This is a genomic window from Dyadobacter sp. (assembly GCF_051859145.1).
Lineage (GTDB): Bacteria > Bacteroidota > Bacteroidia > Cytophagales > Spirosomataceae > Dyadobacter.
The window spans coordinates 25530-42084 of record NZ_JBHYGF010000001.1 but is presented as its reverse complement, the minus strand read 5'-3'; the positions used below and the strand labels follow the sequence as shown (position 1 = coordinate 42084).

Genomic DNA, 16555 nt, shown 5'->3' with positions numbered 1-16555 from the left:
TATAGGGGGTGGTCTGCAAATAATATTTAGCTAGCACAGCAACTAAGGGTTGCAATATCTTTTCCAAAAGCGATAGCTGCAAGTTTGATTCCCTCGCTAAGGGTTAAATAAGGGTGAAAGGTTTTCGCCAGATCGTTGACCGTGATACCGTATTTGACCGCTAAAGTAAGCTCCATGATCAGCTCACCGCCTTCGGGAGCTACCACCCGTGCCCCGATCAGTGTATCTGTTTCTTTGTTCCTGATAAGTTTTATAAAACCCCGTGTATCTTTGGCGGCCTGACTTCTTGGAACCTCCGTTAGTGGCATCTTACTTACTTCAAAAGGGAGCCCCAGTGCCGCTGCTTCCACTTCATCAAGGCCAACACCTGCAACTTGGGGGTCGGTAAATACTACCCAGGGTAAGGAAGAATAGTCGGTCTTGCTTCCTGCACCTTTAAAAGCATTTTCTACAGCCATCTTGCCCTCTGCTGCTGCTGTATAAACATATGCGGGAGTATTAATTACATCCCCCACAGCATAAATATTAGCGACATTGGTTTCCATCAACTCATTAACTGCAATATGTCCGTTCTTAGTGGTTTCTAAGCCAATTCTATCTAAGCCTAACTTGCTTATATTTGGTCGGATACCGGTTGAAACTACAATATGGCCAGGTTCAACCAGGGTAATTTCTTTTCCATCCGGGTCTTTACAATGAATTAAGGTTGAAGATCCCTGTTTTTCGAATTTTTGCGCTCTAACGTTTGGTAGAACCGCAATACCCTCAAGATGCATCTGCTTTTGAAGTTCCTGGCTAATATCAGGAGCTTGGGAGCGTAGGACTCTATCTGTAAATTCGATGATTCGAACCTTTACTCCCAGCCGGGAATAAGCCATCGCAATTTCAAGACCGATATAACCCGCACCCATGATAGTTAAGCTTTCAGGCTTTTCTTCCAGGTCAAACAAGGTGACATTCGTCAAATAGCCTACTTCCCGCAATCCTTCAATATTCGGTATATTGGTAGTGGCGCCGGTGGCAATGATAAATTTCAGTGCTGAATATTTCGTCTCTCCATTTACGATAATGGTTTTGGTGTCCAGGAATTCTGCCCATCCTTCGACCATCCGGAAATTATCAAAGTCTTTGACGATATCCATGTATTTCTTTTGCTGCATCCTGGATACCATTTCCGTTTTCTCTTGAATAACTTTAGCAAAATCAATGCTTGCTCCGTAAGGACTGATTCCCTCAAAGTTGGAATGAGAAGCATGATAAGCCGTTTCTCCCGCCCGAATAAGAAATTTAGACGGTACGCAACCCACATTTACACAGGTTCCACCAAATGCCAATCCTGCGTTTACCATTAAAATTGATAAACCAAGCTCATGGGCTGTAATTGCAGCCGAAAAAGCTGATGAACCACCTCCTATAATGATCAGGTCATAAAAGGTAGGTTCTGCAGGAGCATTAAGAACCGAGCTTGTACCACGAGCCTGATACTTTTTCGTACTGTTAATCGTACTGATAATGTCTTCATCGGTTGTCATTTGCCCATCAAAGGTAATTTCTCCTTTTCCGGACTCGTGGTTTACCGAGGCAATCGTTATTCCTTCCTTATTTTTCAAAAGGCTCTCGATACTTACAGCACAATGCCTGCAGGTCATACCTGTGATATCGACTTCTATCTTTCTATTTTCCATAATCGGAGTTCAAGATGATTTATTTAACTGTTACAGCTTTATAGCCTGCCTTTTCTATCGACTTATAATTTGCTCCGGGCTCGTTTTTTCCGGGTCATACTTTACTACAGCTATATCTCCCGGATACTCCACCGTTTGTTCCAGTACGCCCAGTTGACTTTTTAAAGCTTTGGATACGTGACTTGTGCAGCCTGCGCAAGTTATACCTGTTAGCTTTAACCCTAATACTTCTGTTTTACGAACATCGGCATGGGTCTCTGATGCCTTTGCTTCACATGATCCACAACCGCACATTTGAGAGGTGGCAAAGAATAATCCGGAAACAACCGTTATTAAAACTGCTTTACTTATCATCACTTTTCGTTTTTAGAGTTATTTAATTTCAGTTTGTACCTTATACCCTGTCGAATTAATTGCCTGTACCAGCTGCTCTTTATTGGTCTTAGCAGGGTCAAATTGGACAGCGGTGGTACCTTCTTTAAAATCAGCGTTTACGTGATTTATCCCAGGCAGCTGATTAACACTATGCTCGATATGCTCTCCACAACTTTGGCAGGTCATACCCCTTACTTTGAAACTTACTTGCTGAAAATTCTTGGGGACTATATTAGTCGAAGTGCTCACCTGCGGAACCTCCTTGGAAGGATAGAAAACATGGCCATAATAAGGAAAAGCAAGCATGGCCACCGCAAAGAGCGTAACAATACCAAGAAACTTTTTAGACTGTAAGAAGGGAGGTTTTTTTTCATCCTCACAGGCACAATCTACGGCGTTTATTGGTTTAGGCTTCAATTTCCGGTACCATGCAAAAGCAAGCACGGCCAGGGTTAGGGCAATTAATACAGGTCTGAAAGGCTCCATCCAGGAGAAGGTAGAAGCTACCCCGGAAGCTCCTGTAACAAGGGCTAAAATAGGGGTTATACAACAAAGCGATGCTGCTACAGCCGATAACAATCCCGCTCCCATTAATCCTGATTTCTCTGTTTTCATATCTGTTCTGCTTTTTTGCTTGACTCTGTTATATGTGAAAATAAAGGCTTTAATAATTCCAAATGCTTAGGCTCAATAGAGTAGAATATCGTTTGAGCTACCTTACGGGCTTTAATAATTCTACCGTCTTTCATTTTTCGCAAATGTTGTGAAATGGCCGGAATGCTCATGCTTAGAATATCAGCCAGGTCACAAGGGCACAGCTCTCCTTCTTCCTCTAAAAGGAAAAGTATTTTTAATCTTACTTCATTTCCAGCAAGCGCCAGGATATTGCTTAATCCGGTAAAAATGACCTGGTTCGCTTGCAATAGTTGTTTACACTCTTTTATCTGATTAGGGTCTGCCAGTACCCGTATACATGTATCATTACTTTCCATAGCACAAGTGTAATAGTTATTTCTTATTTAAGCAAATACTTAAATATGTTTTTCGCTTTATTTCCATTTCAACTCGATATAGCGAACCTCATTAATTAATTTTAACAAATCCTTATACCAGGCGCAATCATTTTTAAAGATCAATCATGGCCACAATAACACCTATTTTTAGAATTTTCGATTATAACAAGGCAGTTGAATTTTATATAGGATGACTGGGCTTTAAAATTGACTGGGAAGATAAGCCGGACAATGCCCCTATTTATATGCAAATCTCACTTGACAGCATTATTCTTCATTTGACAGAACATCATGGCGACTGTTCACCGGGCGCAAGAGCTTACATTGATAAGTTTGAAAATCTTAGAGATTACCACAAACAACTATTAGCTAAACCATACAAATTCAATAGACCAGGCTTGGGCAAAACACCTTGGAGTTCAAAAACTTTATGTATGGATGTAATTGACCCTTTTGGAAATAGATTATCCTTTAATAGTTGATTCACTGATAGGAAAAAATACCATTAATAGGAAAACACATCCAGGTTAGCCAAAGAGTAGCTCATCACTTGGAAATCTCTTACCGATACATTTCGTCCAAAAACTATTGGAACCCCTTTATGGGCTTATTGACCAGCTTTCAACAGGGGATGTTCATTGTATGATCTATGGGGAATATAATTTTCTTTATTACGGTCAAATGGTTCATTACGCCCCGATCTACTTATCTCAGGATACTGTTGAAATGATCGAGATTACCGAAGACGGCCTTAAAATTTCCATTTTACTGACTGGACGAAAATTGGAGGACAGGCTTAATATCCGTCTTCGATTTGATAAAATCATCAAAATATGTAGTTACAAAACAGCAAATTTTTCTGGGGAACAAGTGCTTTTTGTTAAGTAATTTGCAAAAATTCAATAGCAACCTGCACTACCCACATCCAGGGAGAAATTCTGCCAGTTCTGACTTTATTCTTGGTTGAGCATATCACCGACACCTTAGACTTGCGACTTGCCGTCAATATATACCTTAAAATCACCCGAGGTAGCTTCTCCAAATGCCTTTTTATACTCCACTACCGAAATTGGATCCCAATCTTCACTAAATGCCTTTAAATCAATCCTGTCGCCAGGTTTCGAAAGATCGTATTCACGATGTTCTATAACTGGATCCGCGTTTAGGGAATTTATGACTTCGCAAACCGGTGGAGTTCCATTAGCCATTAAATGGGCATAATGGTAAATGCCATCCCGTTGCAATTTCCTAAAATATTGATCTTGATTATTCATAATTATTTACATCAAAAATCATCTGCATATATATTACGGCTGAATTACAGAAAACAACCTGCTTGATGGTCGAAATTTAATCATTTGACCATTTTAATGATTTCTTCTCCAAAGATAAGGTCATTATAAGGGTTCTTTATCAGAGTCTCTCTTTTTCCTTAGCCTTGAAAAATAATCTTGCTTGCTTCAGGCCAGTAGCTATGGCGACTCCTTCATCAGCCCCGTCTTCCAGCAAAGCATTTGCAATTTCGACCGCCTTTTCCCTTAATTTGACTGGCTGGTTTTTATAGGATGGCGGAAAATCGCCGTGATACCAGGGCATAATTTTCAAATTTTGATAAACACTTAATTTATAAATCTTTGATTTCGATCCAGGTCGGTGCATGGTCACTGGATTTCTCCCATCCCCTGACATGCGCGTCAACACCACCCGCTGTAAGTCTGCCAGAGATCTGGGGGCTCAGTAGAAAATGATCCAGCCGCAGACCGGCATTTCGACCATATGCATTTCGCAGGTAATCCCAAAAAGTATAGATCCGCTCGTTTGGATGCAGGTGCCGGATAGCATCAATCCACCCCTGTTTTACAAGCTCCTTATATGCTTTGCGGGATTCCGGAAAATAAAGCGCGTTATCCACCCAGCGTTCCGGCTTGTAAACGTCCAGCTCGGTTGGGATCACATTATAATCCCCGGCCAGCACGACCGGTACCTGTTCTGACAGCAAATATTTAGCATGTTTTTTCAACCTTTTAAACCAGGCAAGCTTGTAATCAAATTTCGGTCCGGGTGCCGGGTTTCCGTTCGGCAGGTAAAGACAGCAGATTAGCATTTGATCCACAATCGCCTCTATATAGCGGCTGTGATCATCAAGATCATCACCCGGAAGAACGTTTCGGACCTCTATCAATTCTTTGCCTTTTGCTAGGATAGCCACGCCGTTCCACATCTTCTGCCCGTGCCAAATGGCATTGTAACCTGCATCCAGCAGTGCTTTCTTTGGAAATTTGTCCTGTGGCGCTTTCAACTCCTGAAGACAAACAATGTCAGGCCGCGCTTCTTCCAGCCATCTGAGCAGCACGGCTAACCGGCCATTGATCCCGTTGATGTTATAGGTCGCGATTTTCATATTAGTCCGCTCCCACGATCTGGTGCAAATCAATCCCTTCCCCCAATACCGGCTTGAAAAGATCGCCTTGCTTTTTCAGCCGCTCCATCGCATTAAAGATCGTAAAATCCGACATTTTAAGCCCTGGTTTTACCTCTTCCCAGTGAAGGGGCATTGATACCGTCGCGCCTGGCTTTGGCCGGACCGAGTAAGGTGCAGCCAGTGTCGCCCCTGGACGGTTTTGAAGAAAGTCCAGATACATTTTCCCGTTCCTGGATTTGATCGCCCTTTCCAGACTGGTGAATTCCGGGATCTGGTCATGCACGAGGGTCACAACGATTCTTGCAAATTCCTTGGACTGCTCATAGGTATACTTGCCGCCAAACGGAATATAGATATGGATGCCCGTGGAACCGCTCGTCTTTGGGTATGAGGGAACGCCCAGTTCATCTAAAACACTCTTTGTGACCTGCGCGGCCTGGATCACCTGATCAAAGGTTGTCTTATCAGCTGGATCCAGATCGATGATGCACCAGGTCGGATTGTCCGGGTTTTCAGTTGTCGAGCTCCAAGGGTTAATTTCGATTGCGCCCAGATTGGCCATATACAGCAATGTTGCTTCCTCATTGGCTACCAAATAATTCTTGTCTTCGGGCTCATCATTGCTATGATACCGGTACGTGCTCATCCATTCAGGCACTTTTCCAGTAACATCTTTCTGGTAGAAACTTGGCCCTTTGATCCCGCCCGGATGCCTGTTCATCGATTCAGGCCTGTCTTTCAGGTACGGTAGTATGAACGGCGCAACCTGATAATAGTAATTTAGCATATCCCGCTTGGTAATTTTCTCATCCGGCCAATAGATCTTATCCAGATTGGTGAATTTGAGCTCGTGCCCCTGAAGCTTTTTGCACTGTGTTTTTTCCTTGGGGTTAAGAAGCGTTTTTCCGTCCAGCTTTTCTGGTGGTTTGACGACATCTTTAAGATTTATGTCTTTGGGTTTTTCAACAACTTCTTCTGTATCGGAAGCCGTTTCAATAGTTACGTCTTTAGCATTTTTATCTTCCCGCATGGCCAGAAAGGACGGATGCCGGAACACGCCTTCGTCAGTGATCTCGGTAAAATTGATCTCACAGACCAACTGTGGTTTCAGCCAGGTCGCTATCGCGTGTGGCGGGTTTCGCCGAAAGCGGGACGGTTTATTATAGTCGGGCGTTTCTTCAAACGGTGCTTTGTCAATAATAAGGGGTTTAAACTGAGCGATCATTTCTTTTTGCTGTTTGTCGTTAAAGCCGGTTCCAACCTTTCCGACATATTGCAAGCGGCCATCTTTGTAAGCCCCTAAGAGCAATGCACTAAAGGACTTGGGTGAATCATCGTTTTTGGTATAACCGGCAATGATCACTTCCTGGCGTTTCTGCACCTTGATTTTCAGCCAATCTTTCGAGCGGTCACCAGTCAGATAAGTGCTACTGGATCTTTTGGCGATAATTCCTTCAAGCCCCATATCCTTTGCTACTTCGAAAAACTCGGTACCCCTTGCTTCTACACTGAAACCGCTGCGGATGATGCCATTTTCCGGGACCAGGGTCAGAAGGACCGCGCTCCGCTCCTTCTGCGTAAGCCCCATCAGGTTTTTACCATCCAGCCAAAGGATATCAAAGACATAAAACAGCAGCTCTCCATCGGCTTCGCTTCGCCAGTTTTGCAATGAGTTGAAATTGGAAATCCCTTTATCATTGACCACCACAACCTCCCCATCTATGATCGCATTCAGGTTCCACGCTTTGATCGCCGCCAGGACCGGGTAAAACTTATCGTTAAAGGATTTGTTATTGCGTGATTTCAGCTCAGCCTCACCCTTGTTCATAAATGCAAGTGCCCGGTAGCCATCCCACTTCACCTCGTATTGCCAACCGGCATCATCGAAAGGTGCGTCCACCAATGTGGCCAGCATAGGCGTGATACTAGTATCAAACTTACCTTTTGGGGCTTTCTTTAAAATAGCGTTTACATCCAGCTCGACCTTAGGAACATCGGTATCATCCGGATCCACTTGTTTCTCAAGGGCTCTCTTAACTACCTTTTTTGAAGCAGGTTTACTTTTCTCTTTTGGCTGCTGCCCATAAATATTCTCGCCGGTCTGGGCGATCTGCTCCAAATCCTGCCCTGAAATCACAGATTTGTCTTCCAGTGTAATGTCTTCTTTTGTCGCATACTCGTCTTCCAGTTTCATCAGTAGCCAGGCGTTCTCCCCTCTCCCATGCGCTTTTACCAATGCAAACTGGCCTTGAAGCTTCTGCCCACTCATCACAAACTTGATCTTGCCGCTGTAAAGCTGGTGCAAAAGGCTTTTCTCATTGGCCTTCTTGTCTTTACCTGGATCTTCTGCCGGCATGTAGATGCCTTCGTCCCAAACCATCACGGTGCCGCCCCCATACTCCCCTTGGGGTATGAAACCTTCGAAAGTCCGGTAGTCGTACGGGTGGTCTTCCACCATCATGGCCAAACGTTTTACTTCCGGATCCATCGACGGCCCCTTGGGGACAGCCCAGCTTTTAAGAACACCTTCCATTTCCAGCCGGAAGTCGTAGTGCAGATGTGATGCTGCGTGTTTTTGGATCACAAACCGAAGCACATTTTTATCCGGCTTACCGCCAAACGGTTCAGGGGTTTTATGGGTAGACCGTTTTTCTTTGTATTTGACAAGGCTCATCTTTCTGTATGTAATAGCATTTAAAGGTGAGCAAAACACATCAAAGCACGTGCCAGCCTTGTCGGGTATGGATTTTTATGTAAAATGGTATCAACCAAACCATTACAGACATGGCAGACGACAAAACCAAACAAGGACCTGCTGACAGCAGCCGTATTAATTTAAGCGAAGATTATGAAGTTGCTTATTGGACTCAGGCTCTGGGTATCACCAAAGAAAAATTAACCGAAGCCGTCAAAGAAGTGGGGAGTTCGGCAAAGGCAGTGAGGGATTATTTAGGAAAGTAATAGTATACCTGGTTAGCACTGCCGGTATCATGCACATGGAACTCGACTGGCCTCATTGACTGATTAGATAATCCTCTATATAATTATATGTTAAGTTTAAAAAATTGAAATATGTTGTTTCAGGCCGATGACTTTGAGGTAGAATTCGAAGGAATGATGGTTGCCATCAAAGTGATGGATATGGCAGGTAGAACTGTTTTCAAGCTGGACTTTCCTGATGGAAGAAAATCATTGATGATCAGCAGATCAAGAGTTTTTGACGGCAGTAAGGTTTGGATGTCAATCCCCGAAGGAAGACAACCGGAAGCAATCCCAATTGGCGCGAAAATTGTTGAGCATTTTAAAAACACTAAAACCCAGTAAGCATGTGCTATTACAATGGTCAAAAAGTGACAAAAGCCGAATTCATACAGTTAATGCAACTCGAAAAAGCTGTTAAAGATTACGAATTTCTAAACCGCAATGTTACGCATGCATTCGAATTTGGAAACATCGCTGTCTTAAAACCGCGATACACACGCGACAACTTTGATATTGTCCAGATGGAATGGGGTTTTTTACCTAAATACGTAAAGAACCGCTCTCAGGTTGAAAAGTTCAGGAAAGGCTATAAGAAAAAAGATGGAACCTGGCAGAAGGGTTACGATACCCAGAATGCCAAGGGGGAAGAGCTTTTGTTCCCTGATAAAATTTACCGTGAAGCCGCCCTTGAGCGCAGATGCCTTATCTTATCCTCAGGTTTCTATGAATGGAGACATGAGTACGGAGTCAATAAACGCACCGGCGAGAAGAAAAAAACAGCCGATAAATATCCTCATTATATTGGTGTGAAGGACCAACCTTACTTTTACGTTGCAGGTATCTGGCAACCATGGACAGATCAGGATACTGGTGAAACAGTTGAAACGGTAAGTCTGGTAACTACCGAGGCAAATCCACTAATGGCAAAAATCCACAATTCCAAGAAGAGAATGCCAACCATACTGCCCGACAATTTATCGTGGGAATGGATGATGGACGACTTGCCGGAAGACCGGATTACCGAGCTTGCAACTTTCCAGCTCCCCCAGGACTTAATGGAAGCATGTAGCGTTCAAAAAGACTTTTTAAAAGCCGAAGATCCCACTGTTCCATTTATTTACGATGAGCTGGTTGCATTGGACAATCCCACTCCACCAGCGCAGCCATCACTTTTTTAGTAAATCTAAACAGTTGAAACGTTGTGGAATTATGAAAAGCTGCTCCCAAATTGGAGCAGCTTGACCTGGTCAATATTCGCCAGGTAGTAAAATCACATTATTGGTAAAGTAGATTATTATATGTCCTGGGTTCTTACCCGATCACCTTGCACCGCAGGTCGGAAATGACCTCTGCCATGAACATAATCTCTGTTATACAACAAAATATTATTTGGTGAGTCAGTTTAAAATTCGACTATATTCTAACATCATTCAAGTAGAGAATTATTAAAATATTTAGTAAAACCTTAACTTTGGATATCTGTTGCCAACTGAACATCAAGATTCTATTGGGAATGGCTCGAATGGTAAGGCAGCGGCTTGAAATACCGTAGACTGTTAAAGGTCTGAGGGTTCGAATCCCTCTTCCTCCGCACAAATAGTGTTAGCCCTCTCCCTCATTGATATCTCGTCAGTGAGGGGGAGGGCTTTTGGAATTTTAAGAAAATGAATAATAATCCGCAACTACCTAAAGGAACCGCTTATGGAATCTCAGATATACACGATCGGGCGTGATGGAGAAGAATACAAGTTTAACGTAGAATATTCCTTAAAGGAAAAACCACTGCTTGGAACAGATGAAGGGGTATGGCCGAAACATTGTTTTGAGATTTTTGATTCAAATCTTAAAGCAGGCTCGTATCAATTCACTGTTATTGAGCTAAATGAAAGTATTCGTATCATTGAATTAGCCCATAACGATCATATACACCTTAAAGGCAAGCGCATTGGAGCCAGAATGATTACGTATGTACAGGAAATGTTTAATAAAGCAGTCACTTCGAGCTCCAATAAGCCGGGAGAGATGGTTGATGATCCTGAGTTTCGAAGCACGGAAGCAACTAGATTTTGGGATGAGCTAGTTGCCTCTCAATTAGCATCGTACAACGATAAAAAAGATATTTATATATATAATTATTTTACATAGAGGCACTTAGTGGTGCCAAAGATTACCCAGTTGTTAATTATTCCCGGATGCCCAATGCAAGTCTTTAATGTTGCCAAGAAAAGGGATTGCACCAAATTTACCAGATAAATACCCCTTTCGAATATCCAGATCGGAACGAGTGTCAAATTCAAGCAATTGATAGAAATGGCTTGCTCCAGTTTTATTTTTTTCGACAAACCAAATTTCATCCTGGCGAAATAAATCAGTATCAAGAAGATTTGCTTCATGCGTGGTAAAAATCAACTGTCCTACCTTTTTCGGATTATTCTGAATCTTCGTTACTAATTCTTTGAGCATAACGGGATGAATACTTTGATCAATCTCATCAACGATTACAGTAACAGGGTATTTCTCCAACATATAAAGGAATGGGATAAAATCTAGAAGCCGCAGAGTGCCATCTGACTCCTCAAACAGTTCAAATTTAACCTTTGTTCCTGCTGAACTTGAATGATAAGAAACCGCCTTTTTAACCACCGGTTTACCATTTTCCATCATCGCTAAGGCATTTCTATTATCTCCAACCCGTTCAGTTTCACCTGTTTTGATCGATCTCAATACCTTTTCCTTTTCTAGTGCATTGTCCTCACCAAAAAAAGCTTCAAAATCTATTGTTTGAATATCAATTTGGTCAACGCCTGTATCAAATCCTGAGATAATCTCATTGGTAAAGACCTTAAATTCCTCGTCATTTATAAAATTACTTACCAGACCGCCGTACTGCATTCCCGGAAAGATGATTAATAATCCGCTTTCCAACCAATTATAAGCCGATGTTATCTCTTGATATTTCTTTTCCTTTACAAGAGTAATGAACGTCATCTCCGGATCAAGTACGTCTTCTTCATAAATTTGTATCAGAAGCTTATCCTTACGTGTTTTAAGGTATTTAGGTGCAAGTTTGATATTAACTTTTCCCTGCTTGTTAATAGTCCTGTCAAATATGAGACTATCTTCCTTTTTGCCAAAATTCAATAAATTTAGCGATTCCCTAATTATCAAGTCTTTAATAAACGCTAAGCTATAACTGTACGCCACTCCTTCCGTTATGAAATGAATTTCCAGCATTGAAGGGCGGTCGCCTTGATCGGATAACCTAAAACACGTATCGTCAGAAGAAATCGACAATACCCCATCTGAGACAATCTCACTTAGAATCTTAATAGCGTTAATCAAATTTGATTTTCCCGCTCCATTCGCTCCATAGATAACTGCACTTCTTAGTATATCTATTTTATTGGAACGGTAGACATGATCAGGTAAACGCCTAAGGTCTCCGGTCAGCATGTTGAACTCGGTACGTTCGTTGAAGGACAGAAAGTTTTCGGCAATGAAACGAATCAACATAAAATGTACTTTTTAATACGAAATAATCGTCATAATGAACCTATTATTATAGCAATATGTTCCATTCATGACGAATATATAACGAAATTTTTGTTGTATCTATACAGTTTGTTGAAAGTTTACTAATTATGGCGAATTCTATAATTGCAATTACCCAAGGGATATTTTATCAAGAGAGCATCTTTTGGTGGCAGGCGGCAAGGATGTTAGTACCTGATAATAATATTGCTTCTATCGTATGGGAAGCAAATAATGTTACAGGCTTCGACGATGTTGTTGTGAATTATGATCCACCAATCTTAGATAAAAGTACGGGCGACCTTGTCGACGTCGATTTTTATCAGGTCAAGCATCATGTAGATAAGAGTAACTTCTTTAGTGTTGAAGCCCTGATAGATCCTGCATTTATCGGTGCGACGTCCATTTCTCTACTTCAAAAGCTAAAAAATCAGCAATTGAAGACCCTACCGTCGCAAAAAGCCAGATATATTTTGGTAAATACATGGGGCATTGATTCTAATAACGTAATCGGAAAACTCTTAGGTGTGGGTGACAAAATACGTTTAGATGTTCTTATGCAGGGAAAGACTGATGACAGTGAAATGGGAAAGGTGCGAAAACTTTGGCGAGAACATCTCGGATTTGACAAGGATGAAGAGCTCTACAACTGTTTGTCTTCCCTCCGGATAAAATCAAATTTTTCCGATATCCATAATATTTTAGATATAATAAATCCCAGCTTGCAACTTGCTGGTTTGTACCCTATACCTGAAACTCAGGTTTCAAATAAATACGATGGTCTTATTACCAGACTTCATGGTCAAAATCGCAATGAATTTACACTAAACCGTTTTCGGCAACTGTGTAAAGAGGAAGGGCTATTCGCGCCACAATCGCCGGAATACTTTCACCGAGTTGGGATTAGAACTTTTTTAGCTGGAACGGAAAACTTTGAAAAGGAAAATATCGATTGCTTATGCTTAGCTCATCATTATAATGACCGGAAAATAAAAGATTCTCTTCTTTGGCAAAGTCATGTTTTGCCCGATCTTAGAACGTTCATACAAACCGTAACAGGAAAAGAAAAGAAAATTACTTTTTCTCTGGACACACACCTTTCACTTGCTTTTGCGGTTGGCTACTCTCTAAACCCAAAATTGGGTGTGGAAGCATCTATAATTCAAAAAACAAAAAATTCAAAAATACTCTGGGAGCCTCATTTTGAAGAACAGTTTGCTACGGATACTGTGCTCTTTGATCAAAAACAAATGAATGCAAGTGCAAATGAAATCGCACTCGCTATCAGTATAACTCATGACGTCCTGATAGATGTAGAATCTTTTGTATCCGAACAATTGCCGACAGTGGGACGAATAATCGACGCAAAAATAAACCCAGGACCTTCACATTTAGCACTTAAAGACGGGACTCATGTCCTGAATGTAGCCCAGACCATTGCAAGGCAAATTCAGAATATGAGAACAATCCATGAGCGCAGTGGTAAGATTCACGTATTTATGGCTGCCCCCAACGCTTTCGCATTCTACTTCGGTCAATACGCAGCCGTATTGGGCAACATTGTTTTGTATGAATTTAACTTTCCCGCTACAAAAGCGGGTGATTATCAACCAGTTTTAACATTCCCTAACTAAATATTATGCCAATTCCATCCTATTTCAATGACTTCCTGAAGAATATTAGGCTCACATCTTCTCAGATTGATGATCTAAAAACAGGCCATAAGACGCTCCGTGAGAGACTTGCCGCTGATCCGGAATTATCTAAAATTATTGTAAGTACATTTTTGCAAGGAAGTTACCGGCGCTCTACTGCAACTCGGCCAAATAACGGTAAGCGCGCTGACGTAGACGTAATTGTTGTAACAAAGATTGATCGCCACAATACGAACCCCAAGGAAGCGATAAAGAAATTTATACCATTTGTTGAAAAACATTACAAAGGAAAATACGAAATACAGGGGCGTTCAATTGGGATTGAGCTGTCTTATGTTGACTTGGATATCGTTGTTACCTCAGCTCCTTCTGAGGCTGAACAGTCAAGGTTACGATCAGCCAGTGTTATAACCAATTTGATGCTCGAAGATGATATGGAGTGGAAACTTGTCGAAAATTACATTGAACCAAAAGAGGGACAACAACGAAGTCTTTTCTTGTTAGAGTCCATTCGTAAACAGGCTGATTGGAAGTTAGAACCTCTTTGGATACCAGATCGTGAGGCAAATGAATGGGTAGAAACTGATCCTTTGGAACAGATCCGATGGACCAGAGAAAAAAACAAATCAACAAACCTGCACTACATTAATGTCGTAAAGGCGATCAAATGGTGGCGGGTATTGAAACTAACAGACTTAAAGTACCCGAAAGGGTATCCCATCGAACACATGATTGGAGATTGTTGTCCTGATCATATCACATCCGTAGCGCAAGGCATTACAGAAACTTTTGAAAAAATTATTTCTAAGTATGCTGCCTATCGTTCATTGGAAATTGTCCCAGTTCTTTCAGATAGAGGCGTGCCCGATCACAATGTTTGGAAGCGAGTATCTGTAGAAGATTTCAACGCTTTTTATGATTATGTGAAAGATGCAGCGCAAACGGCAAGATTAGCGTTGGATGCAACTACCACCTATGATAAGGTGAAATATTGGAAAATTCTTTTTGGGAAAGCCTTTCCAGATGCGCCAGAACCTTCGGTTAAGGGGGGATATTCTGAAAGAAGCGGACCTACTGAGCCATCCGGAGGGAGATTTGCATAAATGATAGCCCCAACCAAAGACTTGCTGCTTGCCAGAAGAAACCTGGAGGAAATTACCGGATACGAATTGTTAGAAGATTTAGTGTGGGATGAAATTGGCGCAGGTTGGATCTTAAAATTCCGGTTGAACATTTCAGCTGGAGCAAACACATACAGTATACCTGATTCAACAGAATGGTATGCAACCATACCTGAAAACTATCCGTGGGGCAAGATTCACACTTACCCCGCTAAAGAAAAAGGTATTGCCTTAACATTTCAACATCAGAATCATAATAATATTCAAACTCAAAATAAGTGGAGAAGCGGAGATTTATGCTTGAATACTACATTCGGATCTTTTTCACTTAGAGGGTTTAATTCAGAACCAACAGAGGCAAGTGAACGTCTTTTTTGGCATGTCTATCGCTGTAAGATGTGGTTGGAAGCAGCAATAAATGATCAGCTATCTTTGAATGGCCAACTTTTTGAACTTCCTTCCTTTCCGCTTTCGTTTACTGATAAATATTATTACTCTGAAGATGAAGCGACTTATTCGAAGTTAATATCAACGAACAAAAAGTCAGGCCAAGCGGAAGCTATTATCCATCCTGGAAAAAGCAGCTTCTTTATTACCGTCTTTAAAGATTTTTGCGGAAAGGTCTTATACTCCAACACTTGGAACGACTCAATTAATAATCATAAAGCTAAGTCTAAAAACATAGTTTGGTTACTAATTGACTTTATCCCAGTATCATGTCCGTGGGAAGCCCCTGCAACTTGGGAAAGGCTTTATCACATTGGAAATGAACACAATGTTGATTTTCAAAAAATAATAACTGATATATTTATCAAAGGGTATAGACAATCCGCAGACTGTTTGATTTTAGGATTTCCTGTTCCAGAGAAGATTGGAGAAGAACCCTTTCAAATTCATTGGCAGCCAATCTCACTCCCAGTAAAAGGTACATTAAAAGGTTTTCGACCAGGTCAAGAAGCTCAAGAATTAGCAAACAGAGCGTTTCACAAAAACAAAAAAATTGAGTGGATGGATTCCCAAAATGGCAATATAGGCTCGATCAGTGCAAGAGGGAAATATTCTGACAAATTGTCCCAAGCCAAGGTGCTGCTTATTGGAGCGGGAGCAGTAGGGTCAGTGATAGGGGAATGTCTTATTAGAGGCACTTGCCGAAACTTAACAATCATGGATAAGGATAAATTGGAACTTGGTAATATGAGTCGGCACACATTGACATTGAAATCACTCGACCAATGCAAGGCTCAGGAACTATCAAAAAGATTGAATGACATATTCCCAGAAACGAGAGTAAGTTTCAATAGAAGTAATATCGAGCAGATACTTGACTCCGACAAAAGTTATTTACAACAGTTTGATCTGATCATAGATGCAACGGGTAATGATCAAGCACTCCATTATTTGTCGAATCACATAAGTGGATCGGATAAAAAATTTGTATCAATATCACTGGGTTTAAACGCAAAAAGATTATTTCATTATCAATATCAAGGGGCTGAGAATCTCGAATTTGAATTTAAAAAGGAATTTTCTCCGTGGTTAGAGCAGGAGATTGAAATTGTAGGCGACAGTAGCTTGCCACGAGAGGGCATTGGCTGCTGGCATCCGCTTTTCCCAGCAAGGGTGGATGATGTCTGGATGATGAGCACCGCGGCGATAAAATTAATTGAAGCATATTATGTAGGCAGCGACTCATCAAGCACATTTATTGTACTTAATACTCCAGATGGTGATATGTTTCAGGGAATAGATGTTATCCGGAATTAGCATGGAA

General features: G+C 41.5%; 17 protein-coding genes. 8 read left to right on the top strand and 9 right to left on the bottom strand.

Annotated elements, in window-relative coordinates; all coding sequences use genetic code 11:
* Nucleotides 1-26: 26 nt before the first annotated feature.
* From merA to ACTIE6_RS00180, 4 genes are read right to left on the bottom strand one after another with little or no spacing between them, the layout of a single operon-like run.
* Nucleotides 27-1685 carry a mercury(II) reductase gene (merA, locus tag ACTIE6_RS00195; protein ID WP_291036729.1) on the bottom strand — a complete coding sequence of 553 codons (1659 nt, stop codon included), beginning with the start codon at nt 1683-1685 and terminating at the stop codon, nt 27-29.
* A gap of 54 nt (nt 1686-1739) precedes the next feature.
* Nucleotides 1740-2039, bottom strand: coding sequence for a heavy-metal-associated domain-containing protein (locus tag ACTIE6_RS00190; RefSeq protein ID WP_291036728.1), 300 nt, complete (start codon nt 2037-2039; stop codon nt 1740-1742).
* Between the two features lie 18 nt (nt 2040-2057).
* Complete coding sequence (gene merTP, locus ACTIE6_RS00185) at nt 2058-2675, bottom strand: mercuric transport protein MerTP (protein WP_291036726.1); 618 nt, start codon at nt 2673-2675, stop codon at nt 2058-2060.
* Nucleotides 2672-3052, bottom strand: coding sequence for an ArsR/SmtB family transcription factor (locus tag ACTIE6_RS00180; RefSeq protein WP_291036724.1), 381 nt, complete (start codon nt 3050-3052; stop codon nt 2672-2674). The genes merTP and ACTIE6_RS00180 overlap by 4 nt, the downstream gene beginning before the upstream one ends.
* Nucleotides 3053-3267: 215 nt before the next feature.
* Between ACTIE6_RS00180 and ACTIE6_RS00175 the strand changes: the two genes are divergently transcribed.
* Complete coding sequence (locus tag ACTIE6_RS00175; protein ID WP_409012435.1) at nt 3268-3555, top strand: glyoxalase superfamily protein; 288 nt, start codon at nt 3268-3270, stop codon at nt 3553-3555.
* Nucleotides 3556-4056: 501 nt separating this feature from the next.
* Here the strand turns inward: ACTIE6_RS00175 and ACTIE6_RS00170 are convergent.
* The 4 genes from ACTIE6_RS00170 to ligD all read right to left on the bottom strand — a co-directional run bounded on the left by ACTIE6_RS00170 (nt 4057) and on the right by ligD (nt 8169).
* On the bottom strand, nt 4057-4347 hold the full coding sequence (locus ACTIE6_RS00170) for a hypothetical protein (RefSeq protein ID WP_439554714.1): 291 nt from the start codon (nt 4345-4347) through the stop codon (nt 4057-4059).
* 139 nt (nt 4348-4486) lie between these two features.
* Nucleotides 4487-4669 (bottom strand): DUF2188 domain-containing protein, encoded by a 183-nt coding sequence (locus tag ACTIE6_RS00165; RefSeq protein ID WP_439554713.1) that lies wholly within the window; start codon nt 4667-4669, stop codon nt 4487-4489.
* A 28-nt stretch (nt 4670-4697) separates the two neighbouring features.
* Entirely contained in the window at nt 4698-5474 is a 777-nt protein-coding gene (gene xth, locus ACTIE6_RS00160; RefSeq protein WP_439554712.1) for an exodeoxyribonuclease III, read from the bottom strand.
* Between the two features lies 1 nt (nt 5475).
* The gene (ligD, locus tag ACTIE6_RS00155; RefSeq protein WP_439554711.1) at nt 5476-8169 is read right to left on the bottom strand and encodes a DNA ligase D; all 2694 of its coding nucleotides are present in this window, start codon (nt 8167-8169) and stop codon (nt 5476-5478) included.
* Nucleotides 8170-8279: 110 nt separating this feature from the next.
* Between ligD and ACTIE6_RS00150 the strand changes: the two genes are divergently transcribed.
* From ACTIE6_RS00150 to ACTIE6_RS00135, 4 genes are all read left to right on the top strand, one after another.
* Entirely contained in the window at nt 8280-8456 is a 177-nt protein-coding gene (locus ACTIE6_RS00150; protein WP_138484399.1) for a DUF3606 domain-containing protein, read from the top strand.
* Nucleotides 8457-8567: 111 nt separating this feature from the next.
* Nucleotides 8568-8819, top strand: coding sequence for a hypothetical protein (locus tag ACTIE6_RS00145; protein ID WP_138484397.1), 252 nt, complete (start codon nt 8568-8570; stop codon nt 8817-8819).
* Between the two features lie 26 nt (nt 8820-8845).
* On the top strand, nt 8846-9655 hold the full coding sequence (locus ACTIE6_RS00140) for an SOS response-associated peptidase (protein WP_439554710.1): 810 nt from the start codon (nt 8846-8848) through the stop codon (nt 9653-9655).
* A 523-nt stretch (nt 9656-10178) separates the two neighbouring features.
* Entirely contained in the window at nt 10179-10622 is a 444-nt protein-coding gene (locus tag ACTIE6_RS00135; RefSeq protein WP_439554709.1) for a hypothetical protein, read from the top strand.
* Between the two features lie 33 nt (nt 10623-10655).
* Here ACTIE6_RS00135 and ACTIE6_RS00130 read toward each other — a convergent pair whose 3' ends face one another.
* Complete coding sequence (locus ACTIE6_RS00130) at nt 10656-11990, bottom strand: AAA family ATPase (RefSeq protein WP_439554708.1); 1335 nt, start codon at nt 11988-11990, stop codon at nt 10656-10658.
* A gap of 128 nt (nt 11991-12118) precedes the next feature.
* On the opposite strand from ACTIE6_RS00130, the gene ACTIE6_RS00125 reads away from it, so the two are divergent.
* Genes ACTIE6_RS00125 through ACTIE6_RS00115 form a run of 3 tightly spaced genes read left to right on the top strand, consistent with a single transcriptional unit; the run spans nt 12119 to nt 16548 of the window.
* Nucleotides 12119-13642, top strand: a complete 1524-nt coding sequence (locus ACTIE6_RS00125) for an SAVED domain-containing protein (protein ID WP_439554707.1) — start codon at nt 12119-12121, stop codon at nt 13640-13642.
* A 5-nt stretch (nt 13643-13647) separates the two neighbouring features.
* Complete coding sequence (locus ACTIE6_RS00120) at nt 13648-14766, top strand: SMODS domain-containing nucleotidyltransferase (protein WP_439554706.1); 1119 nt, start codon at nt 13648-13650, stop codon at nt 14764-14766.
* Entirely contained in the window at nt 14767-16548 is a 1782-nt protein-coding gene (locus tag ACTIE6_RS00115; protein ID WP_439554705.1) for a ThiF family adenylyltransferase, read from the top strand.
* The last annotated feature ends 7 nt before the right edge of the window (nt 16549-16555 follow it).